Below are 20,548 nucleotides of genomic sequence, written 5' to 3' on the forward strand. Positions count from 1 at the left end.
TTATTTCCAATTGTTTGTTTGCAGGCCTTCGATATGTCTGAAATGGCCCAAGTTGTTTGTAATCAATTCTAAATTGTGTTGGATCGCGATGCCTGCGATGAGGATATCAACCTCGCCTATTGAAATTCCTTTGCGCTTGAGTTCCGCATAAATCCTTGAGGAAATTTTGATGGATTCTCTCGAGGTTGGTAAAATCTCGCACTTGGAAAGGAAATCATCGAATTTTTCGATCCTTTTTGTGGCATTGCGATAATACAAACCACGGAGAATCTCAAAAATTGTCAGTTCCGCGATTGTGAGGCGGCGATGTGCGGAAATGTAAAGCGCTACCGCTCGCGATGTGTTCTCATCATCATCGAAAAAATTCAACAACGTGTCCGTGTCCAAAATCGCCTTTTCCAAATTCAACTGTTCTTTGATCCTTCAAGTCGTATTTGCGGCAGTCTTGTCGTAAGATCTAGCTTAAAATCCTCATCCATGTCCTTTAAAAAACCCCTGAATGACATGATGTTTTCGATATTGGAATGCTCCTTTTCCAACGCATTGATTATCGACTCCAACGTAGCCAAATCCTTTTCACTCCACTTTTCCAGTTTGTGGCTGATTCGATTTTTGATCTCCTCGGCTGTGTTTTCTTTCATCACTTTCAGGATTTTTGATAAAGTTAAGAAAAACCATGGGCATCCTGATACGGCTTCCAATAACTTAATCTGTAATTAAATTTTGGGCAGAAAAGTTCATTTACCCAATATTCAGCCATTGGTCCAAACTGGAATTCCAGCTTGGAAAGCCTCATTCCTCCTGTTTATCCGTATCGACCCATACCAGTTCCGACACATTTTGGTAGGCTTGCATGGCGAGGTAAATCTGCGCCGTTACCCATACGTCCCGCAGGCAATACTGCCGTATCGTCTCTATATCGCCTTTGAGATAATAGGTTTCATTGACTTGGCTGCCGTCGATTCCTTCCTTGGAGGTCGGTATGTCGAAGATCGCTGCCAGCAGTTCGAGCCGCGTGTAGTGCTTGTAGTCCCCAAAGCGCCACAGCTCCATGGTATCCAAATGCCGAATTTCCCAGGGCTTTTTGCCTGCGATCTGAAGGGGTTCGGGCAGGGGGATCTTGTTGACAAGCAGCCGGCGGCAGAGGTAGGGAAAGTCAAACTCCTTGCCGTTGTGGGCGCACAGGGTCCACTTCTTCTTGGACAACAAAGCCGCAAATCCCGCCAATGTTTCCTGTTCGCTGTCTTCGCAAAAGCTCTTGGTCCTGAATTCGACTTTGTCTGAGTTGGGGTCGATATGGAAATAGCCCACACCGATACAGATCACTTTTCCGAATTCGGCATAGATGCCGGCTTTCTGGAAGAAAAAATTCCCTGCTTGGTGTTCGGACTCGGGTCCCAGGATATGTTTTTCCTTTTTGGTCCATTCTTCCTGTAGGCGCTCGGGCAATTGCTCAAAATCCGCTTCCAAAGAAGCAGTCTCAATATCCAAAAAGAGGATGTCTTTCCATTCGGGGTGAAAGGTTCCCATAGGCATTTGATTTAAGACGGAAAATTATCACCTAAATCTATCGAAATAATTTGATTAATTGAAGGAGAAAAAATAAGAGAACCGCTAACAGGGAGCCTATTACCGTTATTTGAGTGATCAGGTATTTGTATTTTGACTTTATTTCGACCCGACCCAAATACTGAATTTTCGTTCTTGCTAAACCTTTCGGCAGCCATCTGTAATTCGAATAGTTTTCTGCCATGAATTCAAAATAACGGTTGTCGTGAGTTACTATTCTCACATGATCAGTGAGGCCGAATCGGGTATAAATTTCTCTTTTTTCATATCCCTTTATTTCCTTGATAGGGACCATGGTTTTTCTTTTCGTCAACCACGTTTTTATTTCGATGTGGTTGTCTGCTACGAGTAAGGATTTACTGGAGTTATCGAAAACGTAAACAAAGAACGAAAAACCGATCGTTGCACCGACAAATAACCAAATGTACCCGGCCTCATTGGTAATTACGAACCGAGAAATCGCCAAACAAACAAGGAAAAGAAACCAGGCAAGTACCGTAATTTCAAAATAGGGAAGCTTCCTTTTCAAAGTGAAAAGCACTTTCTCTTCGGTTTTTTGGGAGCTTCGTTTCATAAATTCGATTTTTCATCCTTTCGAAAAACAATTCCAAACGTTTGTATTTGCCAAGGTGAACACCAAATAGGTGTTAGAAAACAGTTTGATAATCGTCTCAATCTTTTGAGCATATGTATGATACCAAATCTTACCTATGCAGCACCCCTTCCAAACCCAAATCCGGTATAAAGCTGATATTGGCAGGGTTCATGCTGCCCTCTGTAAAAATGAATTTCTTGTCAAAAATTTGGTCCAGGATGTAGTAGCTAACCCAAAATTCATTGTGTAGTGCAAACAGCGCCGGATCAATCGGCTCGATCTTGGCGATGGATTGTGGGCCCAATTCCTTGATCATATGGCGAAGCACGGAGGTTCTCCTTTGCTCTCCGCCGATAAAACCATAACCCTTGGAAGTGATCATCACGGTATTGAGTTCGATCAGGTTGTGGTTGATGATATAGACCGACCACTCGGTTTGACCCTCGATTACTTCCTTTGCGATCGCCAATTTGACCCCAGCAACGGGGTGGAATTCAATGTCTTTTTTCATTTTTTAGACTGAAGACAATAGACTTTAGATATGAGACTTCGTGAAAAAAGGCGGATTTTGTTCAACTGTAGACATTACATCCGTCATTTGAAATTTCAAGGCTTTGGTGATTCAATCTCCATTCCGAACAACGCGGCAAGGTGTCTTTTGACTTTTCCCTTGACTTCGTCCTCGTCGATTTTCTTGCCCAGTTCCAGGTGCATGGAGGTCACGGCCTTGTCGGGAATGCCGCAGGGGACGATGTTGTTGAAATAGGCGATATCGGCATTGACATTGAAAGCAAAGCCATGCATCGTCACCCATCGGCTGGATTTGACACCCATGGCGCATATCTTCCTTGGGTTCTTCTGCGCAATATGGTCCAACCAAACCCCGGTCAAACCATCAATTCGGCCTGCTTCGATGCCGTACTCGGCCAATGTCAGGATTATCGCCTCTTCGAGCAGACGTAGGTATTTGTGGATATCGGTAAAGAAATTTTCCAAATCCAAAATAGGATAGCCGACTAGCTGCCCGGGTCCGTGGTACGTGATATCCCCACCGCGGTTGATTTTATAAAATGTGGCATTTTTCTCCTCCAATCCTTTTTCGTCCAACAATAGATGGGAGAGTTCCCCGCTCTTCCCAAGTGTATAGACGTGCGGATGCGCAACAAAAAGCAGGAAATTTTCGGTCGCCTTTTGTTCCGTTGGTGACAAACTCCGGTTTTGGATCTTGGTCGCGACGGTTTTTGCAAAAAGCGCTTCCTGAAAATCCCATGTTTCCTTATAGTCTTTTTGACCTAAGTCTATAAATTTTACTTTTTTATTGATAACTTGATTCACAGTTATAAAGGAATGCCATTTGGAAACGCCCGAAATCCCTGATTGGTTCTTTGGGGCAAGACTGAATGGGGTATTTGAAGCTCAAAAGTAACCAAAATAACCATGGCGGAACACAACCAAATCGGCAAGGAAGCGGAACAAATGGCCAAGGAATGGCTGGTTTCCAAGGGGTATGAGTTTCTCGATGAAAACTACCGGCACGGGCATGCCGAGATTGACTTGGTGTTCAGATTCCGCGGTCTGTTGGTTTTTGTGGAGGTGAAGTTCCGCAGCGGCACGGGATTTGGGTATGCGGAGGAGTTTGTCGACGCGACCAAAAGAAAGCTATTGGTCAAGGCTGCCGACCACTATATCTATGAAAAAGACTGGCACAAGGATATCCGATTTGATATCGTCGGTGTCTACAAAGACCGAAACGGCAACGTGAACTTCAGGCATTTTGAGGATGCTTTTTATTAAGTAGGGGTGCAGCACTTATTCAGAAAAAACATCCACAAACCTAAAATTCTTCCCATCAAAAAGGCCCTTATCGCTTAGTTTGAGTTCAGGAATCACCAGCAAGGCCATAAAACTCAGTGTCATAAATGGGGATTGGAGCCTAGAACCGAGGCTTTTGGCAAATTGGTCCAAAGCGGTGTACTTCCCGGCTACCTCATAGCCATCCCGGTCGGACATAATTCCTCCGACGGGCAGGGGCAAGACCATTTCCTTTTCCCCGGTTACCGCAGAGATGCCGCCTTTTGCCGCCACCAAAAGATTTACAGCCCGACAGATCGATTCGTCGTCGACGCCCACCACGATGATATTGTGCGAATCATGTCCAACCGAGGAGGCAATCGCACCGGATTTCAGCCCAAAGTTGGTGATGAATGCGAGGGAGGGAATGGAGTTCTCGTAGCGGTTGACGACGGCCATCTTGAGAATGTCCCGGTCCGGGTCACTGACCGCAAAGCCATCAAGTACCTTAGGCTCCGTGATTTTCTCTGGCGTCACCAATTGCCCGTCCAAGGCTTCAATGACTCTGATTTTTGATCCTTTTGCGAGTATACGAAAGTCTGCTGGCTCCTTTTTTCCCAAGTGGAAATTGTTGATTGCCGAGACGGGGACCGATTTGATCAGGCTGATGCCGTTTTCAGCGACAAGCTGACCTTTGATGTAGGTTTGGAGCACTTTGAATTGCTCAAGGTTTTCGACAAGGATGAAGTCGGCCGGATTGTTGACCTGCAGTTGGCCGACTTTGAGTCCATAATGCCTTATCGGGGTGAGACAAGTGGCAGTCAGGACATCAAACAAATCTTTCCCTTTCGCCACGGCCCTTGCCGCCAGTTGATTGATGTGTCCCAAAGCCAGGTTGTCCGGGTGCTTGTCGTCCGAGCAAAACATCAGGAATTCGGCATATTGATCCATCAAGTCGATCAGTGCCTCGAAGTTTTTTGCAGCCGACCCTTCCCGGATGATGATCTTCATACCCAGTTTGATTTTCCCCAAGGCTTCCTCATAGGTAAAGCATTCGTGGTCGGTCGAAATACCTGCCGAAATATATTTCGCAGCCAAATCCCCCATCAGTCCCGGCGCATGTCCGTCAATAGGTTTGCCGTGTTTTTGGGCAATGCGGATCTTTTCCATCACCTCGGGGTCACGGTTGACGGTTCCCGGCCAGTTCATCATTTCTGCCAGGTATCGGATTTCTTCCCTGCCCAACAAATCATCGATGTCGTTTGCGGTGATTTCCGCCCCGGCAGTCTCAAAGGTTGTCGCAGGGACGCAGGATGGCGCTCCAAAGTGAAAGTGGAAGGGGACCTGTTTGCCATTTTCGATCATGAACTCCACACCTTCCATCCCGCAGACATTGGCAATCTCATGAGGGTCGGAGACTGTTGCGACCGTGCCATGTACGACGGCGAGCCTTGCAAATTCGGAAGGGACCAACATCGACGACTCGACATGGACGTGGGCATCGATAAATCCGGGCATAACAAAAGGAAGACTTTTGTCATCAGCAATAGGTTCAATCGCACGGATGGAGCCGTTTTCCACCTTGATTTCTGCAGCATAAATCCTGCGATTGGGAATATCGACGAGTTGGCCTCGGATGGTGCGGTGGTGCATGGCGGTGGACATTTGTTCAAAAACTGCGGGAAATGCCTTTGGAACAGTCAAAATGACTTTCGGGTAAAACTACCACATCTTCGGAAAAAGGCAGAGAAACCCAATCACTTTCGGTGTGTTTCGGGCAGGTTTTTGTTCTTTTGGTTAGTCGATGACGAATTCAGCACCGACTTTTTGGCGGTTGGATATGGTATAATGCGGTTCGTTTCTAATTTTCCTATTACTCTTCCACTATCCCCATTTATCCCTATATTTGCCCGAAATTTTGGATTTGTAAGGTCCCAATTAATCAATGCAAAAAATCGTGGTTGCGATTGACGGATATTCAGGTTGTGGCAAAAGCTCCACTGCCAAGGCAGTTGCAAAAACGTTGGGCTATACCTACATCGATTCAGGGGCCATGTACCGCGCGGCGACCCTCCACTTTTTGAACAACCACGTTTCCTTGGAAAACCCAAAGGATGTATCTAAGTATCTCTCAAACCTTGAGATTTCATTTCATCCCAATCCCGATAATGGCAAACAAGAGACTTATCTCAATGGCATTAACGTAGAGGATGAAATCCGCTCCATGCGCGTCTCGGAAAAGGTAAGTGAAGTCAGCAAGATCAAGGAAGTCAGAACCGAACTTGTTGCACAGCAGCAGCGTATGGGGAAAAAAAAGGCCGTCGTCATGGATGGCAGGGATATCGGGACGGTGGTCTTCCCAGATGCACAGCTAAAGGTGTTCATGACTGCCGATTTGCAGATTCGTGCCGAACGCAGGCAGAGGGAGCTCTTGGAAAAGGGCGAAATGGTCGATTTGGAAAGCATCATCGAGAATCTCTCAGAGCGTGACCGCATCGATACCACGAGGGCCGAAAGTCCACTGAGAAAGGCAGAAGATGCCCTCGAGCTCGATACCAGTTTTCTCGAATTTGGGGAGCAAGTAGAAAGGATAGCACAATGGGCCAAGACAAAAATTGGCGACTAAATATATGGAAGTAACCATCGATAAGAATTCAGGCTACTGTTTTGGGGTGGAGTTTGCCATCAAAATGGCCGAGGATGAAATGGAAGTCTCAGACAAACTGTACTGTCTGGGTGACATCGTCCACAATGATATGGAGGTAAAACGGCTCACCGATAAGGGTCTTGTCGTGATAGACCGCGACCAACTCCAGGAATTGAGCGACTGCAAGGTCCTCATCCGTGCGCATGGCGAGCCACCGGAAACCTACCGCATGGCCATTGAAAACAATATCGAGCTGATCGATGCCTCTTGTCCGGTGGTGCTGAAACTTCAGCATCGCGTCAAGACCGCATTTGACAAGATGGAGCGCGAAGATGGCCAAATAGTCATTTACGGGAAGAAAGGCCATGCTGAGGTCATCGGATTGACGGGACAGACGCTCGAAAAAGCCATTGTCGTGATGGAAGACAAGGATCTCGACCTGATCGATTATTCCAAGCCTGTGACGCTTTTCAGCCAGACTACAAAAAGCACCAAAGGTTTTTATGCCTTGAAGGATAAAATAGAGGAGCGCATCAGGGCTGCCAAGGGCGAATTGAACGAGATAGATTTCAACGCCAATGACTCCATTTGTCGCCAAGTTTCCAACAGGGAACCGCAGCTTCAGCGTTTTTCACAGGAAAACGACGTGGTGATTTTTGTATCTGGGAAAAAGAGCTCCAATGGGAAAGCCCTTTTCCAAGTCTGTTTGGCCGAAAATCCGAGAAGTTACTTCGTGGAAAACGAAACAGAAATCGATCCAACGTGGTTTAGTCCCCATGACAAAGTCGGAATCTGCGGTGCCACTTCCACACCCATGTGGCTGATGGAACAGGTGATGAGGCACATCATGTCCATAGGCGAGAGCTTTGTTTTGGAGGAAAAGTAGAAAATCAGAGAGCTGATGCATTTCCGGGCGGTTTCCGTCCAACAAATAATGCAATTCTAAGCTTCCATTCAATGAGTATTTTATTAGATTTGAGGCGTTTTTCAAAAGACCATACAGTTAAAAAATCATATGTCTAAAACAATAAAGCTTAAGAAGGGATTCGATATAAAGCTGGTAGGTAAGGCCGAAAAAAAGCTGATATCCATGTCCCCGGCAAAAACTTTTGCCCTGAAGCCGACCGATTTTCTTGGCATGCAGCGTCCAAAAGTTACTGTCAGTGAGGGAGATACAGTCAAAGCTGGTACCCCGATCCTGATGGATAAAGCCCTGGACAAAGTGCAATACGTTGCGCCGGTTTCTGGTGAGGTCATTGAAATCAAGAGGGGCGACAAAAGGAAATTGTTGGAGATCAAAATCCTCGCCGACAGCTCGGTTGATTTTGAAGTTTTCGAGAAGTTCACCGACTCAGCGCTGAAATCCCTTTCCAAGGTTCAAGCGATCGACCACATGTGTAAAGGAGGTGTGTGGCCACAGATCATCCAAAGGCCCTATGGTATCGTTGCCAACCCCGACGAGACACCCAAATCCATTTTCGTATCATGCTTTGATACACATCCTTTGGCGCCCGATTATGGATTCACGCTACAGGGTGAAGGTAAATACTTCCAAGCAGGTATCGATGTCCTCAAGAAACTCACCACCGGTAAAGTCCACGTCAATATCAATGGCGAGGGAGAAGTTGCCAGCGTATTTTCAAACTTGAGCGGTGTAGAAGTGAACAAAATTTCCGGGCCTCACCCCGCTGGAAACGTCGGCACTCAGATCCACCATCTTGACCCTATCAATAAAGGTGACTTGGTTTGGACAGTAAGTCCTTACGGGGTTGTTCAGATCGGCAAACTCTTTTTGGAAGGAAAATATGATGCATCCCGCATCATTGCGGTCACTGGTTCCGAGGCCAAAACCACCGGGTATGTAAAAACATACATTGGCTGCAATGTTGAAACCTTTGTGTCTGGAAACGCCAAGCAAGAACATGTCAGAGTGATTTCTGGAAATGTTCTGACTGGTGAAAAAATTGACAATAAAGGATATTTGGGATTCTATGCCAGCCAAATCACCTTGATTCCTGAAGGAGAATATGAGGAGTTTCTGGGGTGGCTGAAGCCAAGTACAACCAAACTGAGCTTCCACAAAGCGCTCGGTTTGTTTTCATTCCTCAACAGAAACAAGGAATATGTGGTTGATACCAATACCCATGGGGAAGAACGTCCATTTGTTGTGACCGGGGCGTTTGAACAAGTAATGCCTATGGATATCCTGCCGACATATCTCTTCAAGGCCATCGTAGCGGAGGATTTTGACGAAATGGAGGAATTGGGCTTGTACGAGTTGGTTGAAGAGGACGTGGCACTTTGCGAGTTCATAGATCCTTCCAAAAACGAGCTGCAGAAAATGCTAAGAAACGGAATTGAATTATTAATGTATAGTTAAGTATGAAGGCGTTACAAAATCTCTTCGATAGTCTAAAGCCAAACTTTGAAAAGGGAGGCAAATGGGAAAAGTTCTATACCCTTTACGAAGGCCATAGGACGATCGCCTTTGCACCTGATTTGGTAACTGGTACCAAAGGCACCCAAATCAAGGATGCAGTTGACCTGAAAAGGGTCATGATCACCGTGGTTATTGCGATGGTCCCAACCTTGTTGTTTGGAATCCTGAACGTCGGCCATCAGCATTTTCTTGCCGTCGGTGAAGAAGCAACATGGCTTGACAAAGCTTTGATAGGGGCACTTGCGGTACTTCCAGTTTTGATCGTATCTTATGCGGTTGGCCTCTTGACGGAATTTACCTTCTGTGTTATCCGAAACCACCCGATTAGTGAAGGTTACTTGGTGACGGGTATGTTGATCGCATTGGTCATGCCTCCGACCATTCCACTCTGGCAGGTTGCTTTGGCAACCATTTTTGCGGTAGTGATCGGAAAAGAGGTCTTTGGAGGTACTGGGATGAACATTCTCAATGTGGCCATGACCGCTCGCGCATTCCTATATTTTGCTTATCCCGCACAAATATCCGGTGACCAGGTATGGACATACTTGGGCGACAAAACTCCGGTTGACGGCTACTCTGGCGCGACAGCCTTGGCAGCCGTGTACAATGCTGGCGTGGAAGGTCAGCCTGCAACACAGGCTTTGGCCGAACATAACTCAGTTTTGGGTGAAGGGATATATAGTTTTGCCAATATGTTTATGGGCTGGATTCCTGGTTCAATTGGGGAAACTTCCACATTGATGGCATTGATCGGTGCGGCGATTTTGATAGGTACTGGCGTAGCGAGCTGGAAAATCATCGCGAGCGGATTTGCAGGCGCTTATGTAATGGGTCTTGTGATGAACTTGCTCGCTGTAAATGAATACATGGCTTTGCCACCACAGTATCACTGGGTGATGGGAGGCTTGGCGTTTGGTGTGGTGTTTATGGCTACTGACCCAGTCTCAGCAGCACAGACAGAAGCTGGAAAATGGATTTATGGATTCTTGATTGGTGTATTGACCATTATCATCCGTGTTTCCAATCCGGCATATCCTGAAGGCATCATGTTGGCAGTCTTGCTGATGAATGTCTTTGCGCCATTGATCGATTATTATGTAGTAAAAGCAAATAAGAAAAGGAGGCTACAACGTGCAACAGTCTAACGCATATATCATCACATTTTCGATAATCCTGACCGTTGTCTTGGGATTATTGTTGTCTGGGACTTCCCAAGTATTGGGTCCTTTGCAGAGAAAGGCAGAGGAGCTTGATACTAGAAAGCAAATTCTGGGTGCGGTCGTTGATGGCGAGACCCTTAGGAAAATGAAGGCGAACGAGGTGTTGGAATATTATCAGAATAGGATATCTTCCATCGTAGTCGACATTGAAGGAAACAAAATCGAAACCGCTCCTGATGGCAGCCCAATGGTTGCTGAAAAGGTAAACGTAGGCAAGAATTACAAGATGCCGGCCGAGAAGCGTGTTTTCCCTGTTTTCATTTACCATGCAGAAGGAAACCCTGATGCCGTCGAATCCTATATTTTGCCCGTTTATGGTGCAGGCCTTTGGGATGAGATTTGGGGGTACGTTGCTTTGAAGACCGATTTGAATACCATCGCCGGTGTGACTTTTGCCCACAAAGGTGAAACTCCAGGCTTGGGTGCAAGAATCACAAGTTCCGATGTTCAGGCCCGCTACCAAGGCAAAGAGATTTTCGATGAAACCGGTACGCTCCAGGCAGTAGCCATGCAAAAAGGAGAAGGCAAGGACTACGACGCCGATAAGCACAAAGTCGACGGGATGTCCGGTGCCACCATCACAGCAAATGGTGTGAACAACATGGTGAAGAACTATCTGCAATACTACAGTGCATTTTTGGAGAAGACCAAATCTGCCAAATCCTCTGATGTAGTAGCTTTAAATTAATTTGAACCATTCAATCCTTCTAGATAATGAGTACAGAAACTACAATAGCAGAAGTAAAAAAGCCCGCAGAGGCGCTTCTGTCAAAGAGGAGAAAAAAACTGGTTACTGACCCTTTGGTTGACAGTAACCCCATCACGATCCAGGTTTTGGGAATCTGTTCGGCCCTTGCGGTGACGACACAGATGCAGCCAACTTTGATCATGGCCATCTCTGTTATCTTCGTGGTTGCCATGTCCAACTTCGTGATCTCTGTCATGAGGAATACGATTCCCACAAGGGTGAGGATCATTGTGCAGTTGGCTGTTGTTGCGACTTTGGTAACGGTGGTGAGTGAGATTCTGAAAGCTTTTGCCTATGACATGTACAAGGAACTTTCGGTCTTCATCGGTCTGATTATTACCAACTGTATCGTAATGGGTCGTTTGGAAGCATTCGCACTTGGCAATAAACCTTATGACTCCGTGTTGGATGGATTAGGATCAGCCTTGGGCTATTCTTGGATCATTTTGGCAGTTGCCTTCTTTAGGGAGTTATTTGGATCTGGCAGCGTATTTGGCTTGCCGATTTATGACAGCATCGCAGGTCTTTTTGGTGAAAATTTCAGCCTCGCGACAAATGGTCTCATGGTGACTCCCGTCGGTGCATTTATCATCTTGGGGCTGATCATTTGGGTACAGCGTACCAAAACAGGTTATGTTGAACATTAATCCGATAACGACATGGAATTAATTAGCTTAGGAGTAAGATCCATCTTTATTGACAATATGATTTTCGCTTACTTTTTGGGAATGTGCTCTTTCTTGGCAGTTTCCAAAAAAGTGAGTACAGCGCTTGGACTTGGTGCTGCGGTTATCTTCGTGTTGACTGTGACCGTTCCGATCAACTGGCTTTTGAATGAATTGGTTTTGAAGGAAGGTGCGCTTTCTTGGGCAGGTGCTTCGTTTGCGACACTTGACCTTTCGTTCCTCAGATTTATCATGTTCATTGCCATCATCGCCGCAATTGTACAACTGGTGGAAATGATCGTGGAGAAATTTGCGCCTGCGCTCTATGGAGCATTGGGTATTTTCCTTCCTTTGATTGCTGTAAACTGTGCCATCTTAGGAGGCGCTTTGTTCATGGCGCAAAGGGATTATACCTTGGCTGAAGCCACGGTTTATGGATTCGGATCCGGAACCGGCTTCTTCTTGGCGATCGTTGCTTTGGCTGCTATCCGCGAGAAGATGAAATATTCCAACGTACCTAACGGCTTGAAAGGTCTTGGCATCACGATGCTGCTTACAGGACTGATGGGCATCGCCTTCATGTCCTTCATGGGTATCGATTTGTAAAAGAAACAATATTCGCTGAAGAGCCCCGGTTGATAATCGGGGCTTTTTCTTTTTCAAGTGGTTGGAAGATTTTATTTCGGCAAACAGGATATGGTCAATATTCTTTATTTTTAATTCGGGAAAATTGGGCTATGGCATTTACATACAGAAGGATCATCACGTATTTCTTTCGGGGCTTATTGTTTGTGGTTCCGATCGCGCTGACGGTCTATGTGATCGTCCTTACGCTTCAGTTTTTGGATGGGATCTTACCAATCCCATTCCCGGGATTGGGGATTTTGATCATCCTCGCATCCATCACTTTCGTTGGTTTTTTGGCAAGTATTTTCATTACCAAACCTCTGTTTGAGATCTTTGAAAAATGGGTTTTCAAGATTCCATTGATCAACATCCTCTATACCAGTATCAAGGATTTGATGTCGGCTTTTGTGGGGGATAAAAAGAAATTCAACACACCAGCAATCATCAAAATTTCTTCAGATGTTTCAAGATTGGGCTTCGTGACGCAAGAAGATCTTTCTGTATTGGAAGAACCTGGCATGGTGGCGATCTATTTGCCGCACAGCTATAATTTCTCCGGAAACCTATTCTTGGTTCCTCGGGAGAATGTGCGCATCTTGAAAAACGTGAAGAGTACCGAAGTCATGAAATTCATCGTTTCAGGCGGTGTGTCCCAGCTGCATCATTGATAACCGATTGACATTGGGAAAAATAATAAACCTCAAATAACCGAACCATGAAAAAAACCTTGATTGCCTTTGTATTCCTGCTGTTGGGATCTGACCTTTTTGCCCAATCGGAATGGATCCCGTTGTTCAACGGAAAGAATTTCGATGGATGGAAAATCGCTGAAAACCCCTCATCCTTCAGCATTGAGGATGGATTGATCAAGATAGACGGCCCAAGGGCACATGCCTTCTATGTCGGTCCAGTCAATAATGGGGAGTTCAAAAATTTTGAATTGATGGTGGAATTGAAAACCATGCCCAAAGCCAATTCGGGTATCTTTTTCCATACTGCTTACCAAGAAACCGGCTGGCCCAACAAAGGCTATGAAGTCCAAGTCAATCAGACCCACAGTGATTGGAGGAAATCAGGAAGCCTGTATTCTTTCAGCGATGTCCGTGAGGTGCATGTCAAGGATGGAGAATGGTACACGACACACATTATCGTGAGGGGTGACCATGTCGTGATCAAAATCAACGGCAAAACCGTCACTGATTACACAGAATCCAAGGACAATAACCGCCCAGCAAACGCGGGCGAGAAAAAATTTGACAAGGGTACCTTTGCGATCCAAGCCCATGATCCGGAGAGCGTGATCTATTACAAAAGCATCAAGGTCAAAGTGCTTGACTAGATTACTTTGACCACTTTGGCTGATTGGGAGATAAACTCACCGATCAGCCAAGCTTTTTGTTGGTGCTTTTCGAGGAATGACTCGAATGCTTTTTGGGATTTTGGGTCAACGGCGACCATCAGTCCTCCGTTGGTCTGCGGGTCGCAGAATTTGACCAGTTCCATACCGTTAATTCCTTCCGTCTTTCCGGTGTACGCATTCCAGTTTCGGTAGGTATTGTCGGGAAAGATAAATTGTGAAATGTAATTGCTTACCCCATCGATCAGCGGAAGACTGCTGCCTTGGATGATGGCGCTGAGTCCCGCGCCTTCCGACATTTCTACCAAATGCCCCAATAATCCAAATCCTGTCACATCGGTCATCGCATGGATATATTCCAATTGCCCAAACTCCGAGCCGATGGAATTGATCTGCGTGGAAAAATGGATCATTTTGACATAGTCATTCGGGTTAATCTTGTCCCTTTTCAAAGCAGTAGCCAATACGCCGATTCCCAAGGGCTTGGTGATATAGATCAAATCACCTGCTATCGCACCCTTGTTTGTCTTGATGTTTTTGGGATGAATACTCCCATTGACTGAAAGTCCAAAAATCGGATCTTTCGCCGCGATGCTATGGCCTCCTGCGAGTGGAATTCCAGCTTCTTGGCAAATCGCTCGACCCCCTTCCAAGACCTCAGCTGCCAGCATTGGATCAATTTTCTCGACTGGCCAACTCAGGATGGCGTTAGCAAAAAGTGGCTTTCCTCCCATGGCGTACACATCCGACAATGCATTTGCGGCAGCGATCCTGCCAAAATCGTAGGCATCGTCCACGATTGGGGTAAAAAAGTCAACGGTGTTGATCATCGCGATTGTCTCGCTAATCTGGTAGACTGCGGCATCGTCTTTGGTACAGTTCCCAACCAAAAGATTCGGGTCCTCCAAGTCCACGGATTTTCTGTTTCCAAGAATACTGTCCAAAACTGCCGGGGCGATCTTGCATCCGCAGCCAGAACCTTCACTGAATTGTGTTAATCGGATAGTTGGGGTTTCCATTGATTGATGTTGTTTTTGATCTCCAATAGCCGGCGAACTGCGTTTTCACCTTCGGTATCGCCCAATTCAAGCGGGAATACTTGCGCCCGTTGGTGCTTGGTGAGTTCGAATTCATAAGCCTTGTCATAATAAATCAACAAATTGGCAATCCAGGAGTCATGCCGATTCGCCTTGATATCTTCTATAGCCTCGGATGTCCTTTTTCCACCCAATTTTTTTTGGAGTCTTTTCACCGCTTCAATTAGGTCTTTTTCGGGTAAAAGACCGTACTCACTTGCAATATGGGCGATCCTTTCCGACTCCGATTTGGTGATTTCGATCAGCGGAGAGGTGATGATATTGTTATAGAACTCTTCAGATAGGACTACTTTTCCAATTCTCCGGCTTTCATTTTCTATCCAGATTTTCGCCGAAATCGGGAATTTGAGAAGCTCTTCGGCGAGCAGATTCTCGAAATGCTCTATACTCGGTTGGGGTGCTTGGCCGATGCCACCGAAAGAAGATCCTTTGTGGTTGGCGATTTTTTCCAAGTCAATGACTGGTTCGCCGGCTGCTTTTAATGCTTGAAGCAAAACGGTTTTACCGACGCCGGTTTTTCCCCCCAACACGATGAAATTCCTTGGCTTCCTGACGGCCTCATAGGTCAGTGTGCGGTAGGTTTTGTATCCTCCCTTCAGCCGTAGGATTTCAAATCCCGCCATACGAAGTAGCCAGGACATGATCTCACTCCGCATGCCTCCCCGCCAACAGTAGGTCATTATTTTCTTATTTGGGAAAAGCCTTAAAGCATCATGGATGATGGAATGAAACCTTGGCCCGACGAGCTCGAATCCCTTGACCACCGCCTCCTGACTTCCTCGCTGCTTGTAGATCGTTCCTACAATTTTTCTCTCCTCATTGTTGAGGATTGGTAGATTGATGGATCCGGGAATATGTCCTTGTGCGAATTCCCCCTCACTGCGGGCATCCAAAATGGGAATACTTCCCCGTAATTGAAGGAATTGATCGAGCTCAATCAAGGTTTCTTTCATAGATTTATTCTACCCACAAATAAAAATAGCCACAAAGAACGAATCTCTGTGGCTATTACTGTGATTTCTATATCAATTAGAGCTGCGCGTCCAATTTTTGGGACAAAACGACTTTTGGAACAGCTCCGATTTGCTTGTCAACCAATTTTCCACCTTTGAAGAACATCAATGTAGGAATGCTTCTGATACCAAGAGCCTGCGCAACGGCTGGATTGGAGTCGACGTCTACTTTGCCAATGATGGCCTTTCCTTCATAATCGCCTGCGAGTTCCTCTACTACTGGTCCGATCATTTTGCATGGGCCGCACCATTCTGCCCAAAAGTCCACCAACACGGGCTTGTCTGACTTCAATACTTCTTCAAAGTTTGCATCGGTAATCTCTATTGCTTTTGCCATTGTAATGTATAGTTTGTGAATGCTTGATTTTCAAATATACTCATTAAGCAGATTGGACTTCAATAAGTTCCCAAGCCCCGGGAATAATATTCTTGCCCATCTCCAAACTCCCTAACTGCCTAACATCCTAGCTTTCCAATCCTATTTTTCCTCACACAATCTCATACACTACTTCCGGAATGCGTCCCAATTCCTTGATCATCTCGTTGGATGGATCTACGGTAAAACGCTTTGACATCAAGTCTAGGGTGATGTTTTCTTTGGAGTCGATGATGTTGATGTACAGTCTTGCATCACCGCGATACCGCTGGGTAATGGCTTCCAGTTTTTCCATCAATTCAAATGACAAGTCGTCCAAGTCGATGTTTACACGCAGCCCCTTGACCATTTTGCCGCGCACCTCATTGAGGAGCATGATCATGTTGATTTTGAACTCAAACTCATTTTCCTTGAACTTGTTGGGATGTACGGACCCGCTGAGGTACAGGAACCAACCTGTCATGAAGTAGCCCTTGAATTTGATGTAGTCATCGCCGAAAAGGAAGAAGGTATGGGCACCATGGTAATCCTCCATACTGAGCGTGCCAAAAGGCTTACCGGTCTTGGTGGTCCGGTGGGCAAAGGAAGTAACGATTCCTGCAGCCTTGATGTCGCTTTTTTTTCTGAGGTTTTCGATATCCGCAAATTCCGGAAGGGGGGTGTTGGTAAAGGCATTGATTTCCACGCGGAACTGGTCCAGAGGATGCCCGGATATATAAAGCCCAACGACTTCTTTTTCGATATTGAGTTGCTGCAATTGGCTGAATGGTTCCATGGAGGCCACGGTAGGAAGCGAGACTTCCATGCCGGAACCTCCTCCAAACAGGCTCACTTGGTTGCTTTCTGATTCTTGTTGGACTTTTTGGGCATATTTCACCGCTTTTTCGAGCAGCGTCACATCACCCTCGGGTGCTTCGAGGTATTGTCGCCGGTGGTGTTGCGGGAAGCAATCGAAGCTTCCTGCCATCGCCAATGCTTCCAGCGTTTTTTTGTTCAAAGCCCTGGAATTGACTCTTTTGCAGAAATCGAAGATAGTCTGGTAACGTCCGCTCTTTTCCCGCTCGACAATGATCGCTTCTACCGCGGCGGCACCTGCCCCCTTGATAGCTGCCAAGCCAAAGCGGATCTGGCCGTCTTTGTTGACCGTGAAGCCGCTTTTGGATTCGTTCACGTCTGGCCCCAACACGGAGATGCCCATTCGCTTACATTCCTCCATGAAAAATGTCACCTGCGTGATATCGTTCATGTTGTTGCTGAGCACGGAGGCCATATATTCCGCGGGATAATGTGCCTTCAGATAGGCCGTCTGATAGGCGATCCAAGCGTAGCAAGTGGAGTGCGATTTGTTGAATGCATAAGAGGCGAAGGCCTCCCAGTCCTTCCAGATTTTTTCCAGCTTTTGGGCATCATGTCCTTTGGCCGAGGCCTGTTCGACAAATTTCGGCTTCATTTTGTCGAGTACATCCTTCTGTTTCTTACCCATGGCTTTCCGGAGCACGTCCGCCTCGCCTTTGGTGAAGCCAGCCAATTTTTGGGAAAGCAACATGACCTGTTCCTGGTACACGGTGATACCATAAGTTTCCTCTAGGTATTCCTTCATGTCGTCCAGGTCATAGGTGATCGGTTCCTGTCCGTGTTTTCGCCTGACGAAAGAAGGAATATATTCCAAAGGCCCAGGTCTGTAAAGCGCGTTCATCGCAATCAGGTCGGCAAAGACCGTTGGCTTCAAGTCCCGCATGTACTTTTGCATCCCGGGAGATTCGTATTGGAAAATGCCGACCGTTTCACCGCGTTGGAAAAGCTCATAAGTCTTCGCATCGTCGATCGGGAAATTGTCAGGATCCAAATCGATCCCGTGTCTTTCCTTGACGATCTTCACCGCATCCTTGATCAGGGTGAGCGTCTTCAATCCCAAGAAGTCCATCTTGAGCAAGCCGGCGCTTTCGACGACCGAGTTGTCAAATTGGGTGCAGACCATGTCAGAATCCTTTGCCAAGGCAACCGGTACAAAATTGGTGATGTCATCCGGTGTAATGATGACCCCGCAGGCGTGGATTCCTGTATTCCGGACCGAGCCTTCGAGCACCGTCGCTTGGTTGACGGTTTTGGAAAGCTCGTCCTGCCCCTTGGCAATTCGGATCAGTTCTTCGGCTTTTGACAAATCTTCCCCGTTGCCCTTCAGCTTGTCTGCAAGTTTTGCCCTGTCTTTTGAGAGGTCAAAAAGTGCCTTGAGCTTGATGTCAGGAACGAGTTTGGCGAGTTTGTCAGCTTCCGCCAAGGGGAGATTGAGCACCCTCGCCGTGTCCCTGATGGCCGATTTGGCGGCCATAGTGCCGTAGGTGATGATTTGTGCGACTTGGTTGGATCCGTACTTGTCGATCACATATTTGATGACCTTATCCCGACCTTCGTCGTCAAAGTCAATATCAATATCGGGAAGGGAAACCCGGTCGGGGTTGAGGAACCTTTCGAAGAGGAGGTCATAGGCGATCGGGTCCACATTGGTGATGCCTGTACAATACGCCACGGCCGAACCCGCTGCGGAACCCCTGCCTGGCCCAACAGAGACGCCCATTTTCCGAGCTTCTCCCGTAAAATCCTGCACAATCAGAAAGTAACCTGGATAGCCGGTTTTTTCGATTGTAGCCAACTCAAAGTCAAGCCGTTCCTTGATTTCGTCCGTGAGTTCGGGATAACGTTTCTTGGCGCCCTCGTAGGTAAGGTAGCGCAAATAGGCATTTTCCCCACGCTTGCCGCCGTCGATTTCGTCCTGCGGATCCTTAAACTCATCTGGAATGTCAAACTTCGGCAACAAAACGGGCCTTTCCAGTTTGTAGGATTCGATCTTTTGCACAATCTCATCGGTGCAGGCAATCGCTTCGGGAAGGTCCGCGAAGAGCTTTTTCATCTCCTCGGGGCTTTTGATGTAGAATTCATCATTGGGAAATCCAAACCTGAATTCCCGTCCGCGCTTTCCGATGTATTTTTTCGGCTTCTCGACGAGTTCGCCGTCTTTCACACAGAGGAGGATGTCGTGGGCCTTGGCATCTACCTTTTGGTTGTAATAGGCGTTGTTGGCGGCGAAGTATTTTACACCGTATTTTTCCGCAAAATGAAGCAATACTTCATTTACTTTTTCCTCTTCGGGAATGCCATGTCTGTTGAGTTCCACGTAAAAATCCTCCCTAAACTGCTCTTTCCACCAGATAAAGGCCTCTTCTGCTTGGGTATCGCCCACGTTGAGTATCAGGTAGGGGATTTCAGACCAGAGTCCGCCCGTCGTGGCGATCAGGTCGGACTTGTATTGCACCAAGAGTTCCTTGTCAATTCTTGGCACGTAATAATACCCCTCGATATTGGCATAGGAGGCCAACTTCGCGAGGTTATGATAGCCGCCTTTGTTCTTCGCAATGAGGACTGTTTGGTATCCGTCGTCCTTTTGGGATTTGTTTTTACGGTCTTTGCAGAGATTGAACTCACAGCCAATGATTGGCTTGATCCCTTTCGAAAACGCTTCCTTGACAAAATGGAAGGCGCCCATCATATTGCCATGATCTGTCATCGCAATCGCCGGCATGTTCATTGATTTGGCCAAAGCGATCAAGGAAGGTATCTCGGAAGTCGCCTGTAGGACCGAGTATTGGGTATGGACATGCAGGTGCGTGAAAGGCAAATCCTGCATTTGGGAAATATCCGCGGTACCGGCTGCCTTGAGGATTTCCTTTGCAGCGGTTTTGGTTTCGTCTTTGGCATTGGCAAAGTTGGCCGCGTCCAAACGGGGCGGCTCATAGACCACTTCCGCCAGGGGAATGCCTTTTTCGGGTTGGATGACGCGCTGCGTGATGAGGCCAAAGAAGCACTTGGCCGTCGCATCCACGTCATAGGCGGCGTCGTGGGCATCCGCGAATCCGTTCCCGAAAAGTTTGTGGTGCAGTTCGGTCAGGGTTGGCCATTTGAATTTACCGCCTTTTCCGCCAGGGATTGCGCAGAAATCGGTCGAAAGGTCCTTGGTATCCAATTCCTTTCTGTCCCTGAGTTTCATTGGGAGCTTTTTCCTCAAAAACTCTGAACCGACGACATTGATATCAAAGCCGATATTGTGGCCGACCACATAGGTGGCCTTTTTCAAATCATTGTCAAAAATCCCCAAGACCTTTTCCAAGTCATGCCCTTCCTTCAAAGCCCGGGCGGTCGATATCCCGTGGACTTTTTCGGCATTGTAGGGAATGGTGAATCCCTCGGGCTTGACGATGTAATTGTGGTTGGAAAGCAGCTTTCCCCTCGCATCATGGAGCTGCCAGGCAATCTGGACAAGGCGGGGCCAATTGTCCAAATCCTCCATCGGCGCATCATAATTCCGGGGCAAGCCTGTGGTCTCAGTATCAAAAATGATGTACATAATT

The 20,548-nt window shown here is 46.8% G+C and carries 21 protein-coding genes; 10 read left to right on the forward strand and 11 right to left on the reverse strand.

Going from position 1 to position 20,548, the window contains the following annotated elements:
• From L0U89_RS16835 to lipB, 6 genes are all read right to left on the reverse strand, one after another.
• Positions 1–402 (reverse strand): type II toxin-antitoxin system VapC family toxin, encoded by a 402-nt coding sequence (locus L0U89_RS16835; RefSeq protein ID WP_234862582.1) that lies wholly within the window; start codon positions 400–402, stop codon positions 1–3.
• Between the two features lie 2 nt (positions 403–404).
• Positions 405–641, reverse strand: a complete 237-nt coding sequence (locus L0U89_RS16840) for a hypothetical protein (RefSeq protein WP_234862583.1) — start codon at positions 639–641, stop codon at positions 405–407.
• Between the two features lie 151 nt (positions 642–792).
• The gene (locus L0U89_RS16845) at positions 793–1,530 is read right to left on the reverse strand and encodes a 3'-5' exonuclease (protein ID WP_234862584.1); all 738 of its coding nucleotides are present in this window, start codon (positions 1,528–1,530) and stop codon (positions 793–795) included.
• Between the two features lie 37 nt (positions 1,531–1,567).
• On the reverse strand, positions 1,568–2,143 hold the full coding sequence (locus L0U89_RS16850) for a YdbT family protein (protein ID WP_234862585.1): 576 nt from the start codon (positions 2,141–2,143) through the stop codon (positions 1,568–1,570).
• A gap of 130 nt (positions 2,144–2,273) precedes the next feature.
• Entirely contained in the window at positions 2,274–2,675 is a 402-nt protein-coding gene (locus L0U89_RS16855; protein WP_234862586.1) for a hypothetical protein, read from the reverse strand.
• A gap of 95 nt (positions 2,676–2,770) precedes the next feature.
• Complete coding sequence (lipB, locus tag L0U89_RS16860; RefSeq protein ID WP_234862587.1) at positions 2,771–3,499, reverse strand: lipoyl(octanoyl) transferase LipB; 729 nt, start codon at positions 3,497–3,499, stop codon at positions 2,771–2,773.
• A 102-nt stretch (positions 3,500–3,601) separates the two neighbouring features.
• On the opposite strand from lipB, the gene L0U89_RS16865 reads away from it, so the two are divergent.
• Positions 3,602–3,958 (forward strand): YraN family protein, encoded by a 357-nt coding sequence (locus L0U89_RS16865; protein ID WP_234862588.1) that lies wholly within the window; start codon positions 3,602–3,604, stop codon positions 3,956–3,958.
• A 15-nt stretch (positions 3,959–3,973) separates the two neighbouring features.
• Here the strand turns inward: L0U89_RS16865 and ade are convergent, their stop codons facing one another.
• A complete protein-coding gene (gene ade / locus L0U89_RS16870) occupies positions 3,974–5,608 on the reverse strand; it encodes an adenine deaminase (protein WP_234862589.1) in 1,635 nt (544 codons plus the stop codon).
• A gap of 292 nt (positions 5,609–5,900) precedes the next feature.
• Between ade and cmk the strand changes: the two genes are divergently transcribed.
• The 9 genes from cmk to L0U89_RS16915 all read left to right on the forward strand — a co-directional run bounded on the left by cmk (position 5,901) and on the right by L0U89_RS16915 (position 13,641).
• Positions 5,901–6,581 (forward strand): (d)CMP kinase, encoded by a 681-nt coding sequence (gene cmk / locus L0U89_RS16875; protein WP_234862590.1) that lies wholly within the window; start codon positions 5,901–5,903, stop codon positions 6,579–6,581.
• A gap of 4 nt (positions 6,582–6,585) precedes the next feature.
• Positions 6,586–7,488, forward strand: a complete 903-nt coding sequence (locus L0U89_RS16880) for a 4-hydroxy-3-methylbut-2-enyl diphosphate reductase (RefSeq protein ID WP_234862591.1) — start codon at positions 6,586–6,588, stop codon at positions 7,486–7,488.
• Positions 7,489–7,617: 129 nt separating this feature from the next.
• Entirely contained in the window at positions 7,618–8,982 is a 1,365-nt protein-coding gene (locus L0U89_RS16885; RefSeq protein ID WP_008631639.1) for a Na(+)-translocating NADH-quinone reductase subunit A, read from the forward strand.
• Positions 8,983–8,984: 2 nt separating this feature from the next.
• On the forward strand, positions 8,985–10,187 hold the full coding sequence (locus L0U89_RS16890; RefSeq protein WP_234862592.1) for an NADH:ubiquinone reductase (Na(+)-transporting) subunit B: 1,203 nt from the start codon (positions 8,985–8,987) through the stop codon (positions 10,185–10,187).
• Positions 10,174–10,950: an NADH:ubiquinone reductase (Na(+)-transporting) subunit C gene (gene nqrC, locus L0U89_RS16895; RefSeq protein ID WP_234862593.1), complete on the forward strand. Its 777-nt coding sequence runs from the start codon at positions 10,174–10,176 to the stop codon at positions 10,948–10,950. The genes L0U89_RS16890 and nqrC overlap by 14 nt, the downstream gene beginning before the upstream one ends.
• 26 nt (positions 10,951–10,976) lie before the next feature.
• Entirely contained in the window at positions 10,977–11,657 is a 681-nt protein-coding gene (locus L0U89_RS16900) for an NADH:ubiquinone reductase (Na(+)-transporting) subunit D (RefSeq protein WP_008631636.1), read from the forward strand.
• Positions 11,658–11,669: 12 nt separating this feature from the next.
• On the forward strand, positions 11,670–12,281 hold the full coding sequence (gene nqrE / locus L0U89_RS16905; RefSeq protein ID WP_008631635.1) for an NADH:ubiquinone reductase (Na(+)-transporting) subunit E: 612 nt from the start codon (positions 11,670–11,672) through the stop codon (positions 12,279–12,281).
• A 131-nt stretch (positions 12,282–12,412) separates the two neighbouring features.
• Positions 12,413–12,970, forward strand: coding sequence for a DUF502 domain-containing protein (locus L0U89_RS16910; protein ID WP_008631634.1), 558 nt, complete (start codon positions 12,413–12,415; stop codon positions 12,968–12,970).
• 47 nt (positions 12,971–13,017) lie between these two features.
• Complete coding sequence (locus L0U89_RS16915) at positions 13,018–13,641, forward strand: 3-keto-disaccharide hydrolase (RefSeq protein WP_234862594.1); 624 nt, start codon at positions 13,018–13,020, stop codon at positions 13,639–13,641.
• Here L0U89_RS16915 and selD read toward each other — a convergent pair.
• From selD to dnaE, 4 genes are all read right to left on the reverse strand, one after another.
• Entirely contained in the window at positions 13,638–14,678 is a 1,041-nt protein-coding gene (gene selD, locus L0U89_RS16920; protein WP_234862595.1) for a selenide, water dikinase SelD, read from the reverse strand. The two genes, L0U89_RS16915 and selD, sit on opposite strands and share 4 nt — an antisense overlap.
• Complete coding sequence (mnmH, locus tag L0U89_RS16925; RefSeq protein WP_234862596.1) at positions 14,654–15,709, reverse strand: tRNA 2-selenouridine(34) synthase MnmH; 1,056 nt, start codon at positions 15,707–15,709, stop codon at positions 14,654–14,656. Before mnmH ends, selD begins: the two co-directional genes overlap by 25 nt.
• A gap of 76 nt (positions 15,710–15,785) precedes the next feature.
• Positions 15,786–16,106, reverse strand: a complete 321-nt coding sequence (gene trxA, locus L0U89_RS16930) for a thioredoxin (RefSeq protein ID WP_008631620.1) — start codon at positions 16,104–16,106, stop codon at positions 15,786–15,788.
• A gap of 151 nt (positions 16,107–16,257) precedes the next feature.
• Positions 16,258–20,544: a DNA polymerase III subunit alpha gene (gene dnaE / locus L0U89_RS16935; protein ID WP_234862597.1), complete on the reverse strand. Its 4,287-nt coding sequence runs from the start codon at positions 20,542–20,544 to the stop codon at positions 16,258–16,260.
• Between the last annotated feature and the right edge of the window lie 4 nt (positions 20,545–20,548).

Source organism: Mariniradius sediminis (assembly GCF_021491425.1).
GTDB classification, from domain to species: Bacteria; Bacteroidota; Bacteroidia; order Cytophagales; family Cyclobacteriaceae; genus Mariniradius; species Mariniradius saccharolyticus.

What these genes read in the sequence shown, in the direction of transcription:
- L0U89_RS16910 (WP_008631634.1), top strand. Translation starts at nt 12,413, where the DNA reads ATGGCATTTACATACAGAAGGATCATCACGTATTTCTTTCGGGGCTTA.
- L0U89_RS16845 (WP_234862584.1), bottom strand. Translation starts at nt 1,530, where the DNA reads ATGGGAACCTTTCACCCCGAATGGAAAGACATCCTCTTTTTGGATATT.
- L0U89_RS16865 (WP_234862588.1), top strand. Translation starts at nt 3,602, where the DNA reads ATGGCGGAACACAACCAAATCGGCAAGGAAGCGGAACAAATGGCCAAG.
- nqrE (WP_008631635.1), top strand. Translation starts at nt 11,670, where the DNA reads ATGGAATTAATTAGCTTAGGAGTAAGATCCATCTTTATTGACAATATG.
- L0U89_RS16850 (WP_234862585.1), bottom strand. Translation starts at nt 2,143, where the DNA reads ATGAAACGAAGCTCCCAAAAAACCGAAGAGAAAGTGCTTTTCACTTTG.
- L0U89_RS16880 (WP_234862591.1), top strand. Translation starts at nt 6,586, where the DNA reads ATGGAAGTAACCATCGATAAGAATTCAGGCTACTGTTTTGGGGTGGAG.
- selD (WP_234862595.1), bottom strand. Translation starts at nt 14,678, where the DNA reads ATGGAAACCCCAACTATCCGATTAACACAATTCAGTGAAGGTTCTGGC.
- mnmH (WP_234862596.1), bottom strand. Translation starts at nt 15,709, where the DNA reads ATGAAAGAAACCTTGATTGAGCTCGATCAATTCCTTCAATTACGGGGA.
- ade (WP_234862589.1), bottom strand. Translation starts at nt 5,608, where the DNA reads ATGCACCACCGCACCATCCGAGGCCAACTCGTCGATATTCCCAATCGC.
- L0U89_RS16855 (WP_234862586.1), bottom strand. Translation starts at nt 2,675, where the DNA reads ATGAAAAAAGACATTGAATTCCACCCCGTTGCTGGGGTCAAATTGGCG.
- dnaE (WP_234862597.1), bottom strand. Translation starts at nt 20,544, where the DNA reads ATGTACATCATTTTTGATACTGAGACCACAGGCTTGCCCCGGAATTAT.
- L0U89_RS16900 (WP_008631636.1), top strand. Translation starts at nt 10,977, where the DNA reads ATGAGTACAGAAACTACAATAGCAGAAGTAAAAAAGCCCGCAGAGGCG.
- L0U89_RS16890 (WP_234862592.1), top strand. Translation starts at nt 8,985, where the DNA reads ATGAAGGCGTTACAAAATCTCTTCGATAGTCTAAAGCCAAACTTTGAA.
- trxA (WP_008631620.1), bottom strand. Translation starts at nt 16,106, where the DNA reads ATGGCAAAAGCAATAGAGATTACCGATGCAAACTTTGAAGAAGTATTG.
- L0U89_RS16885 (WP_008631639.1), top strand. Translation starts at nt 7,618, where the DNA reads ATGTCTAAAACAATAAAGCTTAAGAAGGGATTCGATATAAAGCTGGTA.
- L0U89_RS16840 (WP_234862583.1), bottom strand. Translation starts at nt 641, where the DNA reads ATGAAAGAAAACACAGCCGAGGAGATCAAAAATCGAATCAGCCACAAA.
- cmk (WP_234862590.1), top strand. Translation starts at nt 5,901, where the DNA reads ATGCAAAAAATCGTGGTTGCGATTGACGGATATTCAGGTTGTGGCAAA.
- L0U89_RS16915 (WP_234862594.1), top strand. Translation starts at nt 13,018, where the DNA reads ATGAAAAAAACCTTGATTGCCTTTGTATTCCTGCTGTTGGGATCTGAC.